The organism is Methylosinus sp. PW1 (assembly GCF_000745215.1).
In the GTDB taxonomy this organism is placed as follows: Bacteria; Pseudomonadota; Alphaproteobacteria; order Rhizobiales; family Beijerinckiaceae; genus Methylosinus.
The window spans coordinates 1424059-1443070 of sequence record NZ_JQNK01000009.1 but is presented as its reverse complement, the minus strand read 5'-3'; the positions used below and the strand labels follow the sequence as shown (position 1 = coordinate 1443070).

At 63.4% G+C, this 19012-nt stretch carries 22 protein-coding genes and 1 riboswitch; all 22 genes read left to right on the top strand.

Annotated elements, in window-relative coordinates; genetic code table 11:
- Positions 1 to 73 precede the first annotated feature (73 nt).
- The 22 genes from nifE to gcvPB all read left to right on the top strand — a co-directional run bounded on the left by nifE (position 74) and on the right by gcvPB (position 18937).
- Positions 74 to 1744 (top strand): nitrogenase iron-molybdenum cofactor biosynthesis protein NifE, encoded by a 1671-nt coding sequence (gene nifE / locus K369_RS16525; RefSeq protein WP_036292536.1) that lies wholly within the window; start codon positions 74 to 76, stop codon positions 1742 to 1744.
- Between the two features lie 9 nt (positions 1745 to 1753).
- Positions 1754 to 3151, top strand: a complete 1398-nt coding sequence (gene nifN / locus K369_RS16520; protein ID WP_036292534.1) for a nitrogenase iron-molybdenum cofactor biosynthesis protein NifN — start codon at positions 1754 to 1756, stop codon at positions 3149 to 3151.
- Positions 3152 to 3166: 15 nt separating this feature from the next.
- Complete coding sequence (gene nifX / locus K369_RS16515) at positions 3167 to 3577, top strand: nitrogen fixation protein NifX (protein WP_036292532.1); 411 nt, start codon at positions 3167 to 3169, stop codon at positions 3575 to 3577.
- Positions 3570 to 4037, top strand: coding sequence for a NifX-associated nitrogen fixation protein (locus K369_RS16510; RefSeq protein ID WP_036292531.1), 468 nt, complete (start codon positions 3570 to 3572; stop codon positions 4035 to 4037). Before nifX ends, K369_RS16510 begins: the two co-directional genes overlap by 8 nt.
- 19 nt (positions 4038 to 4056) lie before the next feature.
- A complete protein-coding gene (locus tag K369_RS16505) occupies positions 4057 to 4257 on the top strand; it encodes a CCE_0567 family metalloprotein (RefSeq protein ID WP_018267927.1) in 201 nt (66 codons plus the stop codon).
- Complete coding sequence (gene fdxB / locus K369_RS16500) at positions 4257 to 4574, top strand: ferredoxin III, nif-specific (RefSeq protein WP_084570701.1); 318 nt, start codon at positions 4257 to 4259, stop codon at positions 4572 to 4574. Before K369_RS16505 ends, fdxB begins: the two co-directional genes overlap by 1 nt.
- Before the next feature lie 4 nt (positions 4575 to 4578).
- Entirely contained in the window at positions 4579 to 5256 is a 678-nt protein-coding gene (locus K369_RS16495; RefSeq protein ID WP_036292526.1) for a nitrogen fixation protein NifQ, read from the top strand.
- Between the two features lie 222 nt (positions 5257 to 5478).
- Positions 5479 to 5799 carry an iron-sulfur cluster assembly accessory protein gene (locus tag K369_RS16490; protein ID WP_024881123.1) on the top strand — a complete coding sequence of 107 codons (321 nt, stop codon included), beginning with the start codon at positions 5479 to 5481 and terminating at the stop codon, positions 5797 to 5799.
- Between the two features lie 22 nt (positions 5800 to 5821).
- Entirely contained in the window at positions 5822 to 6880 is a 1059-nt protein-coding gene (gene nifU / locus K369_RS16485) for a Fe-S cluster assembly protein NifU (RefSeq protein ID WP_036292524.1), read from the top strand.
- A gap of 10 nt (positions 6881 to 6890) precedes the next feature.
- The gene (gene nifS, locus K369_RS16480) at positions 6891 to 8093 is read left to right on the top strand and encodes a cysteine desulfurase NifS (protein ID WP_036292522.1); all 1203 of its coding nucleotides are present in this window, start codon (positions 6891 to 6893) and stop codon (positions 8091 to 8093) included.
- A gap of 12 nt (positions 8094 to 8105) precedes the next feature.
- Positions 8106 to 9278, top strand: a complete 1173-nt coding sequence (gene nifV, locus K369_RS16475) for a homocitrate synthase (RefSeq protein WP_036292520.1) — start codon at positions 8106 to 8108, stop codon at positions 9276 to 9278.
- Positions 9275 to 10018, top strand: coding sequence for a serine O-acetyltransferase (cysE, locus tag K369_RS16470; RefSeq protein WP_036292519.1), 744 nt, complete (start codon positions 9275 to 9277; stop codon positions 10016 to 10018). Before nifV ends, cysE begins: the two co-directional genes overlap by 4 nt.
- Positions 10015 to 10350, top strand: a complete 336-nt coding sequence (gene nifW, locus K369_RS16465; RefSeq protein WP_018267935.1) for a nitrogenase stabilizing/protective protein NifW — start codon at positions 10015 to 10017, stop codon at positions 10348 to 10350. The genes cysE and nifW overlap by 4 nt, the downstream gene beginning before the upstream one ends.
- Positions 10351 to 10390: 40 nt before the next feature.
- Positions 10391 to 11242, top strand: a complete 852-nt coding sequence (locus K369_RS16460; protein WP_018267936.1) for an electron transfer flavoprotein subunit beta/FixA family protein — start codon at positions 10391 to 10393, stop codon at positions 11240 to 11242.
- A 13-nt stretch (positions 11243 to 11255) separates the two neighbouring features.
- Entirely contained in the window at positions 11256 to 12362 is a 1107-nt protein-coding gene (locus K369_RS16455; RefSeq protein WP_036292517.1) for an electron transfer flavoprotein subunit alpha/FixB family protein, read from the top strand.
- A gap of 15 nt (positions 12363 to 12377) precedes the next feature.
- Entirely contained in the window at positions 12378 to 13685 is a 1308-nt protein-coding gene (locus tag K369_RS16450) for an FAD-dependent oxidoreductase (protein WP_018267938.1), read from the top strand.
- Positions 13686 to 13699: 14 nt separating this feature from the next.
- Complete coding sequence (locus K369_RS16445) at positions 13700 to 13993, top strand: ferredoxin family protein (RefSeq protein WP_024881116.1); 294 nt, start codon at positions 13700 to 13702, stop codon at positions 13991 to 13993.
- A gap of 55 nt (positions 13994 to 14048) precedes the next feature.
- Positions 14049 to 14216 carry a hypothetical protein gene (locus K369_RS27250; RefSeq protein WP_018267940.1) on the top strand — a complete coding sequence of 56 codons (168 nt, stop codon included), beginning with the start codon at positions 14049 to 14051 and terminating at the stop codon, positions 14214 to 14216.
- Positions 14217 to 14313: 97 nt separating this feature from the next.
- Positions 14314 to 14403, top strand: a riboswitch (glycine riboswitch).
- Positions 14404 to 14553: 150 nt separating this feature from the next.
- Positions 14554 to 15708 (top strand): glycine cleavage system aminomethyltransferase GcvT, encoded by a 1155-nt coding sequence (gcvT, locus tag K369_RS16440; RefSeq protein ID WP_051949344.1) that lies wholly within the window; start codon positions 14554 to 14556, stop codon positions 15706 to 15708.
- Positions 15705 to 16082, top strand: a complete 378-nt coding sequence (gcvH, locus tag K369_RS16435; protein ID WP_036292515.1) for a glycine cleavage system protein GcvH — start codon at positions 15705 to 15707, stop codon at positions 16080 to 16082. The genes gcvT and gcvH overlap by 4 nt, the downstream gene beginning before the upstream one ends.
- Positions 16083 to 16085: 3 nt before the next feature.
- Complete coding sequence (gcvPA, locus tag K369_RS16430; protein ID WP_036292513.1) at positions 16086 to 17426, top strand: aminomethyl-transferring glycine dehydrogenase subunit GcvPA; 1341 nt, start codon at positions 16086 to 16088, stop codon at positions 17424 to 17426.
- Positions 17426 to 18937: an aminomethyl-transferring glycine dehydrogenase subunit GcvPB gene (gene gcvPB, locus K369_RS16425; RefSeq protein WP_036292511.1), complete on the top strand. Its 1512-nt coding sequence runs from the start codon at positions 17426 to 17428 to the stop codon at positions 18935 to 18937. Before gcvPA ends, gcvPB begins: the two co-directional genes overlap by 1 nt.
- Positions 18938 to 19012 lie beyond the last annotated feature (75 nt).

The following is a 19012-nucleotide window of genomic DNA, read 5'->3' as shown; positions in this document are numbered from 1 at the left end:
CCGTCGGGTCGATCGCCGCGCCAGCGCAATGAGTGCGCCGAGTGGGAGGCGATGGCCATTGCAGGAGGCGCGGATGAGCACGCTGGCCGCAAAAGTTCAAGAAGTTTTCAACGAGCCCGGTTGCGACAAGAACAAGGGCAAATCTGAGAAAGAGCGAAAGAAAGGCTGCACGAAGCAATTGGCGCCAGGCGCCGCAGCCGGTGGATGCGCTTTCGACGGCGCCAAGATCGCTCTCCAGCCCATTACCGACGTCGCCCATCTCGTTCATGGTCCCATAGCCTGCGAAGGCAATTCCTGGGACAATCGCGGAGCCAAGACATCCGGCTCCAGCCTCTACCGCACCGGCTTCACGACGGATATCGGCGAGACCGACGTCGTCTTCGGCGGTGAGAAGCGCCTCTACAAATCGATCAAAGAGATCATCGACAAATACGATCCGCCAGCGGTCTTCGTCTATCAGACTTGCGTTCCGGCGATGATCGGCGATGATATCGAAGCGGTCTGCAAGGCCGCTGCGAAAAAATTCAACAAGCCTGTTATTCCGGTGAACTCGCCCGGGTTCGTCGGGCCGAAGAATCTCGGCAACAAGCTCGCGGGCGAGGCGATTCTCGAACATGTGATCGGGACGCAGGAGCCGGAATATACGACGCCTTATGATATCAACATCATTGGCGAATATAATCTCGCCGGCGAGCTGTGGCAGGTGAAGCCGTTGCTCGACGAGCTCGGCATTCGCATCCTGTCCTGCATTTCCGGCGATGGCAAATATAATGAGGTCGCCTATTCCCATCGCGCCAAAGCGTCGATGATGGTTTGCTCAAAAGCCATGATCAATGTCGCCCGCAAGATGGAGGAGCGCTACGACATTCCCTTCTTCGAGGGGTCATTCTACGGCATCGGCGATATGAGCGACTCGCTTCGCGAGATCGCGCGCCTGCTCGTCGAGCGTGGCGCTCCGGCTGAGCTGAAAGACCGCACCGAAGCCGTGATCGAGCGCGAGGAAGCGCGCGCCTGGGCGCGTATCGCGCCCTATAAGGAGCGCCTCACGGGCAAGAAGGTTCTGCTCATCACGGGCGGCGTCAAATCGTGGTCCGTCGTCGCCGCGCTGCAAGAGGCCGGCATGGAGCTCGTCGGCACCAGCGTCAAGAAGTCCACCAAGGAGGACAAGGAGCGCATCAAGGAGCTGATGGGTCAGGACGCCCATATGATCGACGATATGACGCCGCGCGAAATGTATAAAATGCTCAAAGACGCGCAGGCGGATATCATGTTGTCGGGCGGCCGCTCGCAGTTCATTGCGCTCAAGGCGAAGATGCCCTGGCTCGACATCAACCAGGAGCGTCATCACGCCTATGCCGGTTATGAAGGCATGGTCGAGCTCGTGCACGAGATCGACAAGGCGCTCTTCAATCCGGTTTGGGAGCAGGTTCGTCGCCCGCCGCCGTGGCAGGAAAAAACCTGGGAAGAGCGCGCGAATGAGGCGATTGCGGCCGAAGCGGCCGAGCTGGCGGCCGATCCAGTCAAGGCCGAGCAGGTTCGTCGCGAGAAACGCGTCTGCAAATGCCACAACGTGAATGTCGGGGCGCTCGAGGATGCGATTGCGGCGGGTTCGTTAACGACAGTCGACGCGCTGGCAGAGGCGACCCACGCAGGCACGGGTTGCGGCGGATGCCGCGACACAATGGAACAGATGATCGAAGCAGCCAACGCCGGTGGCGCGGTTCCTGCATCGAAAGCGGCGTGAGGCGCTCCGATGGCTAGAGTCGAAGTTTCAAAAAAGGCCTGCGCGGTCAATCCCTTGAAGATGAGCCAGCCGATCGGCGGCGCGCTCGCCTTCATGGGTGTCCAGGGATGCATGCCGCTGCTGCACGGGTCTCAGGGGTGCACATCTTTTGGGCTTGTGCTGTTTGTTCGACATTTTCGCGAAGCCATCCCACTTCAGACGACCGCGATGAGTGAAGTCGCCACTGTGTTGGGTGGTTTGGAGAATGTCGAGGAGGCGGTCGTCAATATCGCGAAGCGCGCCAAGCCAGAGATCATCGGCATCTGCTCGACGGGCGTGACCGAGACCAAAGGCGACGACGTCGACGGATACATTCAGCTCATCCGCCAGCGTCATCCCGAACTCGATCATATGGGCATCGTCTATGTGTCGACGCCGGACTTCAAGGACGCGTTCCAGGACGGTTGGGGCAAGACGGTCGCAAAGCTCATCGAGGCTTTCGTGCCTGCGAATGAGACACCATCTCAGCGTGCGTCGCAGCGGGTGAACGTTCTGCCCGGCTGCCACCTCACGCCCGGCGATATCGACGAGCTGCGCGACATTATCGAGAGCTTCGGGCTCGAGCCGACCTTTCTGCCCGATCTCTCGGGCTCGCTCGACGGACACCTGCCCGAGGACTTCACGCCGACAACGCTCGGCGGCACGTCTCGGGAAGCTATGGCCCAAATGGGCTCCGCCGCTTGGACGATCGCGGTGGGAGAGCAGATGCGCCTTGCGGCGACGGCTTTGGAGCGTCGCGCCGGGGTGCCTTTTGTTCTCTTCGATCGCCTCACAGGCCTTGCGCCCAATGATGAGCTTATCGAGTTTCTCTCTCGCATCAGCGGCCGTCCTGTGCCGTTGAAGTTCAAGCGGCAGAGAGGGCAGCTGGTCGACGCGATGCTCGACGGACATTTCCATTTCGGCGCCAAAAAGGTGACCATCGGCGCCGAGCCCGATCTTCTCTTTGCGATCGGTTCATGGCTGATCGAGATGGGTGCGGACGTCACGGCCGCGGTGACGACGACGCATTCCGCGGTGCTGGAAAAGCTGGCGATCGACGAGGTTCTGATCGGCGATCTCGAAGATTTGGAAAATCGTTCCAAGGGCGCCGATCTGATCATGACGCATTCGCATGGGCGCCAAGCGTCGGAACGTCTCGGCGTGCCGCTCTTCAGACTCGGCCTTCCGACGTTCGATCGTCTCGGCGCCGGTCATGAGCTGACGGTCGGCTACAGAGGCACACGGACGCTGATCTTCAACATCGGCAATATGTTCATCTCACAGGCGCACGAGCCGGGTCCCGACACCTGGCGCCGCGAGGAAGAGAATGTCACGCATTTCGGGGGGGAGCCGGCCCCCGAGCTGGTCCAACTTACCGCGATGGCCTGACCACGAGGAGGCAGCATGAAAGTCGCATTCGCCACCCAAGACCTCGAACGAGTCGACGCCCATTTCGGTTGGGCGAAGAATATCGCGATCTACGAGCTGACGGCCGATGGCTATAGCTTGGTCGAGACGATTCAGTTCCAGGGCGATCTGCAGGAAGACGGAAACGAAGACAAGCTTCAGCCCAAGCTAGAGGCGATCAAGGATTGCGCGATTCTCTACATCGCGGCGATCGGCGGCTCGGGCGCTGCGCGTGTGGTGGCGTCTGGCATTCATCCGATGAAGGTGCCGCAGCCCGAGAACATCGTCGATCTGCTGGAGAAGCTCAAGGTTGTCCTGCAGGGCGCGCCGCCGCCGTGGCTGCGCAAGGTGATCACGAAGGGGCAGGAACGTACCTTCGATTTCGAAGAAGAGGCTGCAAATGGCTGAGACCGAGACGATTACGGCGACTAATGCCGCCGAGAGCATCTTCATCAAGGAGCTCATCAAGCAGTGGCGCGCGCAGGATACGCACGGCACCTGGGAGAACAAGAAAGATCTCGATCTCATCAAGCCGTATATCGTGGACAAGGAAGCGCGTAAGGCTCTGCCGCTGATCGGCGATCCCGACCCCGAGATCCTCTGGCGCGTCGAGCTGTTCTACAACGCGATCGCTCTGTCGATCGAGCGCGCGACCGGCGTGATGGTTCAGCCGATGATCAAGATGAGCCATGAGGGCTTCGGCCGTCAGGTTCTGATCGCGGGACGCCTCATCGTCGTCAACAAGCAGCTGCGCGACGTTCATCGTTTCGGCTTCGACAATCTCGACAAGCTCGCCGAGGAAGGCACCAAGCTCGTCAACGCCGGCGTCGAGATGGTGGAGAAATTCCCCGAAGTCGCCCGTTACTGATTTCGAAGGAGAGTGGAAAATGAGCTCCGTCGACGAGCTGAAGGCCGAGATCAAGAAGCTCTCCGCCAAAGCGACGAATATGAAGATGAATCTGCACGACCTCTCGGAAGAGCTGCCTATCAATTGGGGCACGATTCTCACCGTCGCGCAGGAGACCTATGAGGCGTATTCGGCTCTGGAGGCCGCGCGCCAGAAGCTCAAGGAATTGGAGACGGCGTGATGGGGGCGTTCAAGACCAGAGGCGGCGCCGATTGGACGCCGTCCTACCTCACCAACATCAACCCCGCGACCTGCATCGGTTGCGGACGTTGCTTCAAGGTTTGTCCGCAGGACGTGATGGCGCTCTACGGCGTCGACGCGGAGGGGACCATCCTCGGAATCGTCACCGACGACGACGATGATGATTTCGACGGCGAGCTCAATCGCAAGATCATGAAGGTCGAACGAGAGCAGGACTGCATCGGCTGCTCGGCGTGTTCCAAGGTCTGTCCGAAGGACTGCCAGACGCACGTCCCTGTGGACGAGCTGGTCGGCTGATCCGATGGCCTTTCTCTCCGAGGATCGTCGAGCGGAGAGCGGGCTTCCGCAGCCCGACCTGGATGTGACTGACATTTACGTACGCTTGCGGTCGCGTCCGAGCGATTTCGGACGCGACGACCCTTTTACTGCGCATATGTTCTGCTGCGTGCTGGCTCTCGGTTTGAGCGAGGCGGCAGGGCGGCCCGGTTGGCTCGCTCAGTCGCTTGCGCTCGGGCGCGAGGATTTGACGTGTCTGATCGAGCGATGGGCGCCCGAGGCGCATTCCCTGCTCGATCTCGCGTCAGAGCCCGAGGCGATCGAGCTGGACGATGAAGAAGATCAAATTCGAGAATTATTGCTGAGGTTTCGCGGTGACTCGTCGGACGAGTCCGCTTGGCTAGCCGCTATCCTCGCCAAGCGCGCTATGTCGCCGCGGCATTTGTGGCAGGATCTCGGTCTCGCCAAAAGAGACGAGCTCGGCCGTCTGATGCAGGAACGCTTTCCGAGCCTCGCATCGCGCAACGTCAATCATATGAAATGGAAAAAGTTCCTTTATCGTTCCTTGTGCGAGATGGAAGGCTTCGTCCTCTGCGCGGCGCCGACATGCCGGGAGTGCAGCGATTTCCACGACTGTTTCGGCGACGAGAGTGGCGAGAGCGCCTTGGCTCGGTTGTCCCACGGCAAGCCCTCGAATTCCTGAACGATCTCGAGGTTTGGCGCCGTCTTTCTGCGAGAAAGGCCGCTGAAATCGCGGAATTTCGTGCAAATAGAAGCACAATCGCCATCCGTGTCGGAACTCTGACAATGTGGGAATGCGAACAGCCGCGAGCCGTTCGAATCGACTGATTCACGATGGCAAACTCGTGTGGCATAGCGGTTGCTTCCTCTGTGACGGATAGTTTTCCGGGAAGAGGTTAAGCAAATGATCGAACTCACAGACAACGCGCTGAACGCGGTGCGTTCGGCAATTTCGGGCGCCGGGCAGGAGGTCGAGGGTCTGCGCATCATGGTCGAAGCGGGCGGCTGCGCAGGTTTCCAGTATACGATGGGTCTCGTCAATGAGAGCAACCCTGCGGATCATGTCTTCGAGCGCGACGGCGTGAAGGTTTTCGTGGAGGAGGGCTCGCTCGCCTATCTCGACGGCACGCGCGTCGATTTTGTCAGCGGTCTCGAGGGCGCGGGTTTCACCTTCGACAATCCCCAGGCCAAATCCAGCTGTTCCTGCGGCAAGTCGTTCGGCTGATCGTCTTACGGGGAGAGCGGCGATGTGGGAATATTCCGACAAGGTCCAGGAGCATTTCTTCAACCCGAAGAACGCAGGCGTTCTCGACGGCGCCAATGCGGTCGGCGAGGTCGGCGCACTGTCCTGCGGGGATGCGCTCAAGCTGATGCTCCATATCGACCCTGTGACGGAGATCGTTCTCGAAGCCAAGTTCCAGACCTATGGCTGCGGCTCTTCGATCGCTTCCTCCTCGGCTCTGACCGAGCTCGTCATCGGCAAGACGCTCGAGCAGGCGCGGGCGCTCACCAATCGCGACATTGCGGATTTTCTCGGCGGCCTTCCGCCGGAGAAAATGCATTGCGCGGTGATGGGGCATGAGGCGCTTCAAGCGGCGATCGCCGATTTTCGTGGCGAGGTCTGGCGGCCGGAGCATGAGGAGGCGGCGCTCGTCTGCAAATGTCACGGCGTCGATGCGCGGGCGATCGAGCGCGCGATCCGCGACAATGGTCTGTCGACGGTCGAACAGGTCGGCGCCTTTACCATGGCGGGCACCGGCTGCACGACCTGCTATGAGCAGATCGAGGATATCTTGCTGCGGGTAGCGACCGAGGCTGCGGCCGCGGCTGCCGCTTCGGCGGCTCCGCAGGTGGCGGAAGTCGCACGTCCAGAGACGGTGGCGGCCGCTCCGGCTCCGGTCGCGCCTCGGCCGGGCTCGCTCAATCTGTTCAGCGCCGCCGTGCGGGCCGCGTCGACGGCGCCGGCTCCGGCTCCGGCTCCGGCGAAGCCGATCGTGCGGCCAGCCGCGGAATCTTCGCCGCTCTCCCCTGCCTCGCCCCTTCCTCCGCCTTCGGCCGGGATGACGAATCTGAAGAAGATTCGTCTGATCGAGGAAACGATCGAGGACCTCCGCGTCTATCTGCGCAAGGACGGCGGCGACTGCGAGCTGATCGACGTCGACGGCTCCAATGTGCTCGTCAGCCTCACGGGGGCCTGCGTCGGCTGTCAAATGGCGAGCGTCACCGTCTCGGGAATTCAAGAGCGGCTCATGGCCAAATTGGGCGTGCCGATCCGCGTGATCCCCGTCGGTCGCAACGCTCATTGAGGAGTGCGTCATGAAGGCGATTTATCTCGACAATAACGCGACCACCCGAACCGATCCGTCGGTGGTGGATGCGATGCTCCCCTTCTTCACGGAGCATTTCGGCAACGCCTCTTCGGCTCACTCTTTCGGGGCGGAAGTCGGGACCGCGGTGAAAGCCGCGCGGCAGCAGCTTCAGCAGCTGCTCGGCGCGACGCATGATCACGAGATCATCTACACTTCCGGCGGAACGGAGAGCGACAACGCCGCGATTTTGTCGGCGCTCGAGGCGCTTCCGGATCGCAACGAGATCGTGACGTCCAAGGTCGAGCATCCGGCAATTTTGTCGCTCTGCGAGCATCTCGAGAAGACCGGCCGCGCCAAGGTTCACTTCATCGGCGTCGACGGCTCTGGCCAGCTCGACATAGAAGCCTATCGCGCCGCCCTGTCGGACAAGGTGGCCGTCGTTTCGTTGATGTGGGCCAATAACGAGACGGGCACGATTTTCCCGGTCGAAGGCCTCGCCGAGCTCGCCAAGGAGCATGGCGCTCTGTTCCACACCGACGCAGTGCAAGCTGTCGGCAAGACCCCGATCTCGCTCAAGGACAGCGCGATCGACATGTTGTCGCTGTCGGGCCACAAGCTGCATGGTCCGAAGGGAATCGGCGCGCTCTATGTGAAGAAGGGCGCGCGTTTCAAGCCGCTGATCCGCGGCGGCCATCAGGAGCGCGCGCGTCGCGGCGGCACTGAGAATGTGCCGGCGATCATCGGTCTCGGCAAGGCGGCGGAGCTCGCGCTTCAGCATATGGCGGAGGAGCAGGGCCGCGTGAAAGAGCTGCGCGATAGGCTGGAGAAAGCGGTTCTGCAGCGCGTTCCCAATTGCATCGTCAACGGCGATCGCCATGACCGTCTGCCCAACACCACCAATATCGCGTTCGAATATGTCGAGAGCGAAGCGATCCTGCTGCATCTCAATCGCGGGGGCGTCGCCGCTTCCTCGGGCTCGGCCTGCACCTCCGGCTCCATGGAGCCGAGCCATGTGCTGAAGGCGATGGCTATCCCCGAGGCCGCGCTGCATGGCGCGGTGCGCTTCTCCTTCTCGCGGGACAATGTCTCGGAGGATGTCGATCGCGTCGTCGAAGCGCTGCCGGGGATTGTCGAGAAGCTGCGCGAGATGTCGCCTTTCTGGGCGGATGCAGAGAAGAAGACCAACGACTCCAAGCCCGTTTTTGCGTGACAGGCGGCTCCCGTGAACGGCGACCAACCCCGCATCTTCATCAATGACACGACGCTCCGCGACGGCGAGCAGGCGCCGGGAGTCGCCTTCACCGCTGCGGAAAAGCTCGCGATCGCGCGCGCGCTGGCGGCTCTCGGCGTCGATGAGATCGAGGCGGGGACGCCGGCCATGGGCCGGGACGAGATCGATTCGATCGCCGCTATCGCCGGCGATGGCCTGCCGTGCCGAGTGATGGCCTGGTGCCGGTTGAGCGAGAGCGACGTCGACGCGGCGCTCGCGGCCAATGTCGCGCATGTGAATGTGTCGTCGCCCATGTCGCGCTTGCAGATCGGCGTCAAGCTGTCGACAGATGTCGATGGCACCGCGGCGCGGGTGCAGCGCGTCGTGGCCTATGCGCGATCGAAGGGGCTGACCGTCGCGCTCGGCGGCGAAGATTCCTCGCGCGCCGATCCGCGCGACATCGGCTGCATCGCCCGCGCCGCGGCGGCGGCCGGCGCGACGCGTTTCCGTTTCGCCGACACGCTCGGAACGCTCGATCCTTTCGCCACCTACGAGTCGATACGTCGCGTGCGCGAGGAGACCGATCTACCGATCGAGTTTCACGGCCATGACGATGTCGGCCTCGCCACCGCCAACACGCTCGCCGCGGTGCGCGGCGGCGCGACGCATGCCTCCGTCACCATGCTCGGCCTCGGCGAGCGCGCCGGCAATGCGGCGCTCGAGGAGGTCGCTCTGGCGCTCGGCCATGTCGCGCATGGGCGCACCAATATCGATCTCAAGCGCCTGCAAGGCGTCGCGCGGCTCGTGGCGGCGGCGGCGCGCCGCAAGATCGGCCGCGCCAAGGCGGTGGTCGGCTCCGACATATTCACGCACGAATCGGGCATTCATGTCGCGGCGCTGATGAAGGATGTCCGCACCTATCAGGGCCTCGATCCCGCGCGGCTGGGGCGACGGCACCGCATCGTCATCGCCAAGCATTCGGGCTTGAGCGCGATTCAGAAGAAATGCGCCGAGATCGGCGTCGATCTCGACCGCGAGACGGCCGCGCGCCTGCTCGCTCACGTCAAGCGCCGCGCGCTGGACCAGAAGCGTCCGGTCAATCGCGGCGAGCTCATTCGCCTCGTCGATCGTGCGCAGGCGGAAGCGGCGCTGGCGGCGCGGCATGATGTCGGAGGCGTGTCATGAGTCCCATTTCGATCGTCGACACGCCGCGCGTCGCGCCTAGCAAAGGTCTGCTCGCGCAGATTCGGGAGGATGTCGGCTGCGTCGCGCAGCGCGATCCGGCGGCGCGCAGCACGCTCGAGGTGGTGCTGCTCTATCCGGGCGTGCACGCGCTGATATGGCATCGCATCGCCAATCGCCTGTGGCGCAACGGTCATAAGTTTTCGGCGCGCGCGCTCTCGTGGTTCGGGCGTCTCGTCACCAATATCGACATTCATCCCGGCGCGACGATCGGCGTGCGCTTCTTCATCGATCACGGCGCAGGCGTCGTCATCGGCGAGACGGCGACCATCGGCGATGATGTGACCATGTATCATGGCGTCACTCTCGGCGGCACCTCCTGGTCCGCGGGCCGGCGCCATCCGACGGTCGGCGATGGCGTGCTGATCGGCGCCGGCGCCAAGATTCTCGGGCCGATCAGCGTCGGCCCGCGCGCGCGCATCGGCGCCAATTCGGTGGTCATCGAGGATGTGCCGCCGGAGATGACGGTCGTCGGCATTCCGGGCCGCGTGGTGCGCGAGCAGCGACGCCGCTCGGGCGTGGATGGCCGCATCGATCTCGAGCATCACCTCATTCCCGATCCGGTCGGCGACGCGATCTCCGTGCTCATCGACCGCATCGATTTTCTCGAAGCACGGCTCGCACATCTACAAGTGCGCGTCAGCGAAGGCTCCCATCGGCAAGTCGGAGACAACAAGCCATGAGCATATTGGACGATCTGCGCAAATTGTCGGCGGCCGAGGAATTCTTCGACCTTCTCGGCGTCGAATACGACCCCAACATCGTGCGGCACTCACGTCTGCATATTCTGCGACGCATGGGCGAGTATCTTCACAAGGCGGCGCCCGAGGGCGCGTCCGACGACGAGGTGCGCGAAGCCTGCCGTGAGTTTCTCGCGAAGGCCTATCAGGACTTCACGAAATCGTCTCCGATCGAAGAACGGCTTTTCAAAGTGCACAAGGACGCGGTAAAGCCGAAGGAAGAGCCGAAGAAGCCCTTCGTGCCGCTCACAACGGTCACGACGTCGAACGGATGAAGATCGAAACACCAGTCGGGATGGCGAGAGGAAGAGACACATGAAGATACTGGTCTGCATCAAGCAGGTTCCCGACAGCGCCCAGATCCGCGTGCATCCCGTCACCAACACGATCATGCGGCAGGGCGTGCCGACGATCATCAATCCCTATGACCTCTTCTCGCTGGAGGAAGCGCTGAAGCTGCGCGACAAATTCGGCGGCGAGGTCACGACCTTGACCATGGGTCCGCCCATGGCCGCCGACGCGCTGCGCAAGACGTTGGCGATCGGCGCCGATCGCGCGATTCTGCTCACCGATCGTTTCTTCGCCGGCGCGGACACTCTGGCGACCACCTATGCGCTCGCGCAGGCGATCGGCAAGATTCAGAAGACCTGGGGCGATCTCGATCTCGTCTTCACCGGCAAGCAGACGATCGACGGCGACACGGCGCAGGTCGGTCCGGGTGTGGCGAAGCGTCTCAACCTTCTGCAATTGACTTATGTCTCCAAAATCGTCGAAGCCGATGAGGAGAAGCGCGAGGTCGTGATCGAGCGTCGCGCGGAAGGCGGCACGCAAGTCCTCAAGACGAAAATGCCCTGCCTCATCGCCATGCTCGAGGGTACGAACGAGGTGCGTCGCGGCTCCATCTCGGATTCGCTGCGCGCCGCTCGCGCCGAGATCATCACCTGGAGCGCGAAGGACGCCGAGATCGAAGACCTCGGCAAATGCGGGCTGAAAGGATCGCCGACGATCGTGAAGAAGGTCTTCGCGCCGCCGCAGCGCACCGATCGCGCCGCCTTTGTGGAGCCGGGCAAGAACGCGGGCGATTCCGCCGACGTGCTGATCGAGGCGATCTTCAAGCGCCACCCTGCGCTCGAGGAAGACATGACGAAACTGGCCAGTGGGTTCTAAAGGAGAAGCGAAAATGTCCGACAAGCCCGCCCCCGCCGCGCCGCAGCAGAGCCGCGCCAGCGCGAAAAAGGAGCTCCCGGAGCATTTCCGCGGCTACAAGCACGTCTGGGTGTTCGTCGAGCTGGAGCGCGGCGAGGTGCATCCGGTGTCCTGGGAGCTGCTCGGCGCCGGCCGCAAGCTCGCGGATCAGCTGAAGGTCGATCTCGCCGCCGTCGTGCTCGGCGCGCCCGGCGAAGCCACGCGCAAGGCCGTCAACGAATCCTTCTTCTACGGAGCGGATCTCGCCTATCTCGTCGAGGATCCGATCCTCGGCGATTATCGCAACGAGCCTTATTCGAAGGCCGTCACGCAGCTGGTCAACACGCATAAGCCGGAGATCCTGCTGCTCGGCGCGACGACGCTCGGTCGCGATCTCGCCGGCTCCGTGGCGACGACTCTGCTCACCGGCCTCACCGCCGATTGCACCGAGCTCGCGGTCGACGCCGACGGCTCGCTGGCGGCGACGCGTCCGACCTTCGGCGGCTCGCTGCTGTGCACGATCTATACGTTGAACTATCGGCCGCAGATGGCGACCGTGCGTCCGCGTCAGCTGCCGACCCCTGTGCGCGATGAATCGCGCACAGGCCGCGTGATCGAGTTCAAAGCCGATCTCGACGAAGACACGATCATCACCAAGCTGCTGAAGTTCATCCCCGACCGCGAGTCGGCGAAGAGCAATCTCGCTTTCGCCGATGTCGTCGTCGCCGGCGGGCTCGGCCTGCAGAGCGCGGAGAATTATCAGCTGGTGCGCAATCTCGCGACCGTGCTCGGCGCCGAGTTCGGCGGCTCACGTCCTCTGGTGCAGAAGGGCTGGATCAGCTCCGATCGTCAGATCGGCCAGACCGGCAAGTCGATCCGTCCCAAGCTCTATATCGCCGCCGGCATTTCCGGCGCGATTCAGCATCGCGTCGGCGTCGAAGGCGCCGATTGCATCGTCGCGATCAACACCGACAAGAATGCGCCGATCTTCGATTTCGCGCATATCGGCATAGTGACCGACGCCATTCGTCTGCTTCCGGCGCTGACCGAAGCTTTCCGCAAACGTCTCTCGCCCGAGAACGCAGACCGGCTCGCCGGCTAACCCGAGGAGATCATCATGATCGAAGAAAAATTCGACGCGATCGTCATCGGGGCCGGCATGGCCGGCAACGCTGCAGCCTATACGATGGCCTCGCGCGGTCTGAACGTCCTGCAGCTGGAGCGCGGCGAATACGCCGGCTCCAAGAATGTGCAGGGCGGCATTCTCTATGCCGACATGCTGGAGAAGATCATCCCGGATTTCCGCGAGGAGGCGCCGCTCGAGCGGCATCTCATCGAGCAGCGGTTCTGGATGATGACGGATCGCTCGCATACGGGCATGCAATATCGTTCGGACGACTTCAACGAGGAGAAGCCGAACCGCTACACGATCATCCGCTCGCAGTTCGATCGCTGGTTCAACAAGCAGGTGCAGGGCGCGGGCGCGATCGTCATCAGCGAGACGACCGTCACCGAGCTGGTCAGCGACGCTTACGGCAAGGTGATCGGCGTGCGCACGGATCGCGCCGGCGGCACGGTCTTCGCCGATGTCGTCGTGCTGGCGGAGGGCGTCAACGGACTGCTCGGCGCGCGCGCCGGGCTGCGGCCGACGCCCCGGCCCGAGCATGTCGCGCTCGCGGTGAAGGAAATGCACTTCCTGCCGCGCGAGACGCTCGAGGCCCGCTTCAATCTGCATGGCGACGAGGGCGTCGTGATCGAGGCGGCCGGCACCATCTCCAAGGGGATGACCGGCATGGGCTTCGTCTACACGAACAAAGAGAGCATTTCTGTCGGCTTTGGCTGCCTGGTGTCGGATTTCGCCGAAAACCAGGAGACGCCGTACGGCATGCTGGAGAACTTCAAGAAGCATCCGTCGATCGCGCCGCTGCTCGAGGGCTCGGAAGTCAAGGAATATGCCGCGCATCTCATTCCCGAGGGCGGCTTCAACACGATTCCCGAGCTGTTCGGCGATGGTTGGGTCGTCGTCGGCGACGCGGCGCAGCTCAACAACGCCATCCATAGAGAAGGCTCGAATCTTGCTATGACGTCCGGCAGGCTCGCGGGCGAGGCGATTTTCCAAGTGAAGTCCCGCCGCGATCCGATGACGAAGCAGAATCTGGCGCTCTACAAAAAATTCCTCGATGACAGCTTCGTCATGAAGGATCTGAAGAAATACAAGGATATGCCGGCGTTGCTGCACACGCAGGCGCAGAATTTCTTCCTCACCTATCCGACACTCGTGTCGAAGGCGATGGAGAATTTCCTACGCGTCGACGGCACGCCGAAGATCGAGAAGGAAAAGGCGTCGGTCCGCGCTTTCCGTGAGAAGCGCTCGCTGACGGGATTGTTCGGAGATGCATGGCGTCTGGCGCGCGCCTGGCGCTGAGAGGAGGAATCGCGATGTCGACGCAAGCTGCGCGAGTCGAGGAGAAGCTGTTCCAGAACCGCTATCTCGTCGACCAAGGAAAACCCCATATCGTCGTGCAGCCGCACACGACGCCGTCCAAGAATCTCGTGGCGATGACCAAGATCTGCCCGGCCGGCTGCTATGAGCAGAACGCCTCGGGCCAGGTCGAGATCACGCCGGACGGTTGTCTGGAATGCGGCACTTGTCGTGTTCTCTGTGAGCCGCAGGGCGATATCGTGTGGAATTATCCGCGCGGCGGCTATGGCGTGCTGTTCAAATTCGGCTGAGAGCGACCGACGCGCCGCGCGTCGGCGCGTCGGAAAATGGACGCGAGGATGTTCGATGACGGTCGCGCAATTGATCGAAGTGCTGAAGGACATGCCGAGCGAAGCCGTGGTGATCCTCGAGGGAGACGGAGCCTTGGCCCGTCTCGTCGGGGTGAATTTGGAAAAAAGCGTCATGGCGGGACTGCCCGACGAGGTCGTCTTGTCCACCGACTGCGAAGAATGAGGCCGCCCCTTTCGGGGCGCGACCGACCGACGCAGGCTCTCGTCGCCGGTAAGGCTTGACGACCGCGCGTTTCGATCTCATCTTTTGAAGTGTCTCGACGATCTTCGCGGGAGAGGCCGGCGCTCGCGCCGGAGCCGAAGGCGCAACCGCCCCGGAAACGCTCAGGCAAAAGGACCGCGAGGAAAGAGACACTCTGGAAAGCGGCGCGGCCCATCCGCGCCCACCGAAGGGCGTAACCTGCGCTGCAGGGAAATCTCTCAGGTCTCCAGACAGAGGGGGCGCGAGCCGGGCGGAGCGATCCGCCCAATGCGGAACGCCGATCTGTCGGGAGCGCCCTTTGAGCGAAAGCTTCGCCCCACGCATTCCCACGCCGCTCGAAAAGACGCCGCTCGATGCGCTGCATCGCGCTCTCGGCGCGCGAATGACTCCATTCGCGGGCTATGAGCTGCCGCTGCATTACCCGGCCGGCGTCGTCGCCGAGCACATTCACACCCGCGAGAAGGCGAGCCTCTTCGACGTCTCGCATATGGGCCAGGCGATCCTCGCCGGCCGCGGCGCCGCGGAGCGCATCGAATCTCTCGTCCCCGCCGCCATAGCGGAGCTGCCGCCCGAGCGCACGCGCTATAGCCAGCTGCTCGCGGAGGACGGCGGGGTTCTCGACGATCTGATGATCACGCGCCTGCCGGGCCGCGACGAGCGGCTGCTGCTCATCGTCAACGCCGCGGCCAAGGCCCAAGATTTCGCGCTTCTGCGCCAGGAGCTGCCGCAGCTCGCTCTTTCGGTTCTCACCGGCCGCGCGCTGATCGCGCTGCAAGGGCCGCGCGCCGCCGCCGCGCTCGCGACGGTCCTGCCGGAGCTCGAGGACATGCCCTTCATGGGCTGGCGCGCCGCAGAGTTTCGCGGCGCCGGCCTGTTCGTGTCGCGCTCCGGCTACACGGGCGAGGATGGCTTCGAGATTTCTGTTCCCAATCATCTCGCCGAGCCGCTGGCGGAGGCTCTGCTGGCCCATCCCGATGTCGCGCCCGCCGGCCTCGCCGCGCGCGATTCGTTGCGGCTCGAGGCGGGCCTCTGCCTCTATGGCCATGATCTCGACGCGACGACCGATCCGGTCGAGGCGGGCCTCGCCTGGTCCATCGGCAAGCGTCGGCGCGAGCAGGGCGGCTTCCCCGGTTATGAGCGCATCCGCGCCGCTCTGGAGCATGGCCCCACGCGCCTGCGCGTCGGCCTGCTGCCGGAAGGCCGCGCGCCCTTGCGCGAGGGCGCGGCGCTGGCGGCGCCGGATGGCCGAATCATCGGCCGAATCACATCCGGCGGCCATTCGCCGACGCTCTCGCGTCCCATCGCCATGGGCTATGTCGAAAAATCCTTCGCCACGCCCGGCGTCATGCTGGAGAGCCGCCTTCGCGACAGGCCCGTCGCGGTGGAGGTCGCGCCTTTGCCTTTCGTTCCCCATCGCTTTTTCCGCGGCACAGCCGGAAAGGACAGATCATGAGCGGCGAGCGCTACACCAAGGACCATGACTTCCTGCGCGTCGAAGGCGACATTGCGATCATCGGCATCACCGATTTTGCGCAGTCGCAGCTCGGCGACATCGTTTTTGTCGAGCTGCCCTCGCCGGGCAAGCGCGTCGCCAAGGGCGAGCAGCTGGCGACGATCGAGAGCGTGAAGGCGGCGAGCGAAATCTATGCGCCGATCTCCGGCGAGGTGGTGGCGATCAATGACCGCCTCGAATCATCGCCCGATCTCGTCAATAAGGAGCCGCTCGGCGAAGGCTGGCTGCTGACCTTGCGCATCGACGACGCCGCCGAGCTCGAAGAGCTGATGGACGAGGACGCCTATCGCGCCTTTCTGGAAAGCGAGGGATGAGCCATGCGCTATCTGCCCTTGACGGATGTCGATCGCAAAGACATGCGCGATGCGATCGGCGTCGCCGATTTCGCGGCGCTCTATGCCGATGTGCCGTCTGAGCTGCTGCTCGATCGCCCGCTCGATCTCCCGCGCGCCAAATCGGAGATGGAGGTGGAGCGTCTGCTCTCCGCCATGGCGAAGCGCAATCTCTCGGCCGCGAGCGCGCCTTTCTTCATCGGCGCCGGCGCCTATCGCCATCATATTCCCGCGAGCGTCGATCATCTGATTCAGCGCTCGGAATTTCTGACGAGCTACACGCCCTATCAGCCGGAGATATCGCAAGGCACGCTGCAATATCTCTTCGAGTTCCAGACGCAGGTCGCCATGCTCACCGGCATGGAGATCGCCAATGCGTCTATGTATGACGGCTCCACCGCCTGCGCCGAGGCGGCGCTGATGGCGCATCGAATCACCAAGCGGCGCAAGGCGATTCTCTCCGGCGGACTGCATCCGCACTATGCCGATGTGCTGCGCACCATCTCGCATTTCGCCGGCGATGAGATCGTCGCGCTGGCGCCGGATGTGCGCGCGCGGGAAGATATTGCATCGGCGATCGACGACAGCGTCTCCTGCGTCATCGTGCAGACGCCGGATGTCTTCGGCAATCTGCGCGATCTCACGCCCATAGCCGAGGCCTGCCATCGACATGGCGCTCTGCTCGTCGCCGTCTTCACCGAGGTCGTCTCGCTCGGCCTGCTGAAGTCTCCCGGCGAGATGGGCGCGGATATCGTCGTCGGCGAGGGCCAGTCGCTCGGCAATCCGCTCTCCTTCGGCGGCCCTTATCTCGGCCTGCTCGCGACGCGGCACTCCTATTTGCGGCAGACGCCGGGGCGTCTCATCGGCGAGACCGTCGACGCCGATGGACGCCGCGGCTATGTCGCGACGCTCTCGGCGCGCGAGCAGCATATTCGTCGCGACAAGGCGACGTCCAACATATGCACCAACTCCAATCTCTGCGCGCTCGCCTTCAGCATTCATTTGAGCCTGCTCGGCGAAGCGGGCCTGCGCCGTCTCGCGCGCGCCAATCATGCGAGCGCTATCGATCTCGTCGACCGGCTCGCGGGCGTTGCCGGAGTCGAAACGCTCAATGAGAGCTTCTTCAACGAATTCACCTTGCGCGTTCCGGGCGACGCCGCGCGTCTTGTCGAGGCCATGGCAGAGCAGGGCGTGCTCGCGGGCGTTCCGGTCTCGCGCCTGCTGCCGCAAGCGGGGCTCGATGATCTCCTCATCGTCGCCAGCACCGAGGTCGATACGGTGGAAGATCGCGAGGCTTTCGTCGCCGCAATGAGAGGAGCGCTCTGATGCTCGATCATCCGAAAGATTCTGCTTTCGAGACCTTCTCGGGAAATCGCGGGCTCGATCAGGAGGAGCCGCCCATCTTCGAGATCGGCCGCACGGATACGAGCGGCGTCGATATCGAAGAGCCGGCGCATTTGGAGCCGCGTCTCGGCGCGCTCGAGCGCAAAGGGCCGATCGGCCTGCCCGGCCTCTCGGAGCCGGAGGCGATGCGCCATTATGTGCGTCTGTCGCGCAAGAATTATTCGATCGACGCGGGCCTCTATCCGCTCGGCTCCTGCACGATGAAGCATAATCCGCGTCTCAATGAGAAAGTCGCGCGGCTCGCGGGCTTCGCCGATCTGCATCCGCTGCAGCCGCAATCGACGGCGCAGGGCGCGCTGGCGCTGATGGAGGAGCTGTCGCGCTGGCTGCTGACGCTCACGGGAATGAGCGCCATAGCGCTTTCGCCGAAAGCCGGCGCGCATGGCGAGCTCTGCGGCCTCATGGCCATAGAGGCGGCGTTGGAAGCGCGCGGCGAAGCGGCGACGCGCAAGGTGGTTCTCATTCCGCAATCGGCGCATGGCACAAATCCGGCGAGCGCCGCTCTGCTCGGCTTTCAGCCGCGCGTGATCGAGGCCGGCGCAGACGGCGTGGTGAGCGAGGAAGCTGTTGTTAAAACGCTCGGCCCCGATGTCGCGGCCATCATGCTCACCAATCCCAATACGTGCGGATTGTTCGAGCGCAATATCGTCGCCATTGCGCGGCGCGTGCATGAGGCGGGCGGCTATTTCTATTGCGACGGCGCCAATTTCAACGCCATCGCCGGCGTGGCGCGGCCCGGCGATTTGGGCGTCGACGCCATGCATCTCAATCTGCACAAAACCTTCTCGACTCCGCATGGCGGCGGCGGGCCGGGCTCTGGTCCGGTCGTCTTTTCCGAACGTCTCGCGCCTTTCGCGCCGGTTCCGTTTCTGCTGCGCGAGGGCGAGACTTTGCGTCTCGTCGAGCATGGCGATGGAGCGCAGAGCTTCGGCCGGCTGAGCGCCTTTCATGGTCAGTTCGGAACTTTCGTGCGCGCGCTCGCCTATATTTTGTCGCATGGCGCGGACGGGCTCGCGCAGGCGTCGCGCGACGCCGTGCTCTCGGCCAATTATCTGCGCGCAGCGCTGCGCGATGTGATGACGCAGCCTTTCGGTGATCGCCTCTGCATGCATGAGGTCTTGTTCGACGATAGCTTCCTCGAGGGGACGGGAGTCGCCACGCTCGATTTCGCCAAGGCGATGATCGACGAGGGCTATCATCCGATGACGATTTATTTCCCGCTCGTCGTTCACGGCGCCATGCTGATCGAGCCGACGGAATCGGAATCGAAACGCTCGCTCGATCTCTTCGTCGCGACATTGCGCGATCTCATCGCCAGCGCGAAGCGAGGCGAGACGCGCCGTTTCACCGAGGCGCCGCGCTACGCCCCGCGCCGTCGCCTCGACGAGGCCGCCGCCGCGCGCAAGCCCGTGCTGCGCTGGAGCGCGGGCTGATTGCTCCCCTTCGCCGAGACCGCGGAACTGAAGGCGAAACTGAAGACATGGGCGCGCCCTTCTCCCGCTTGCGGG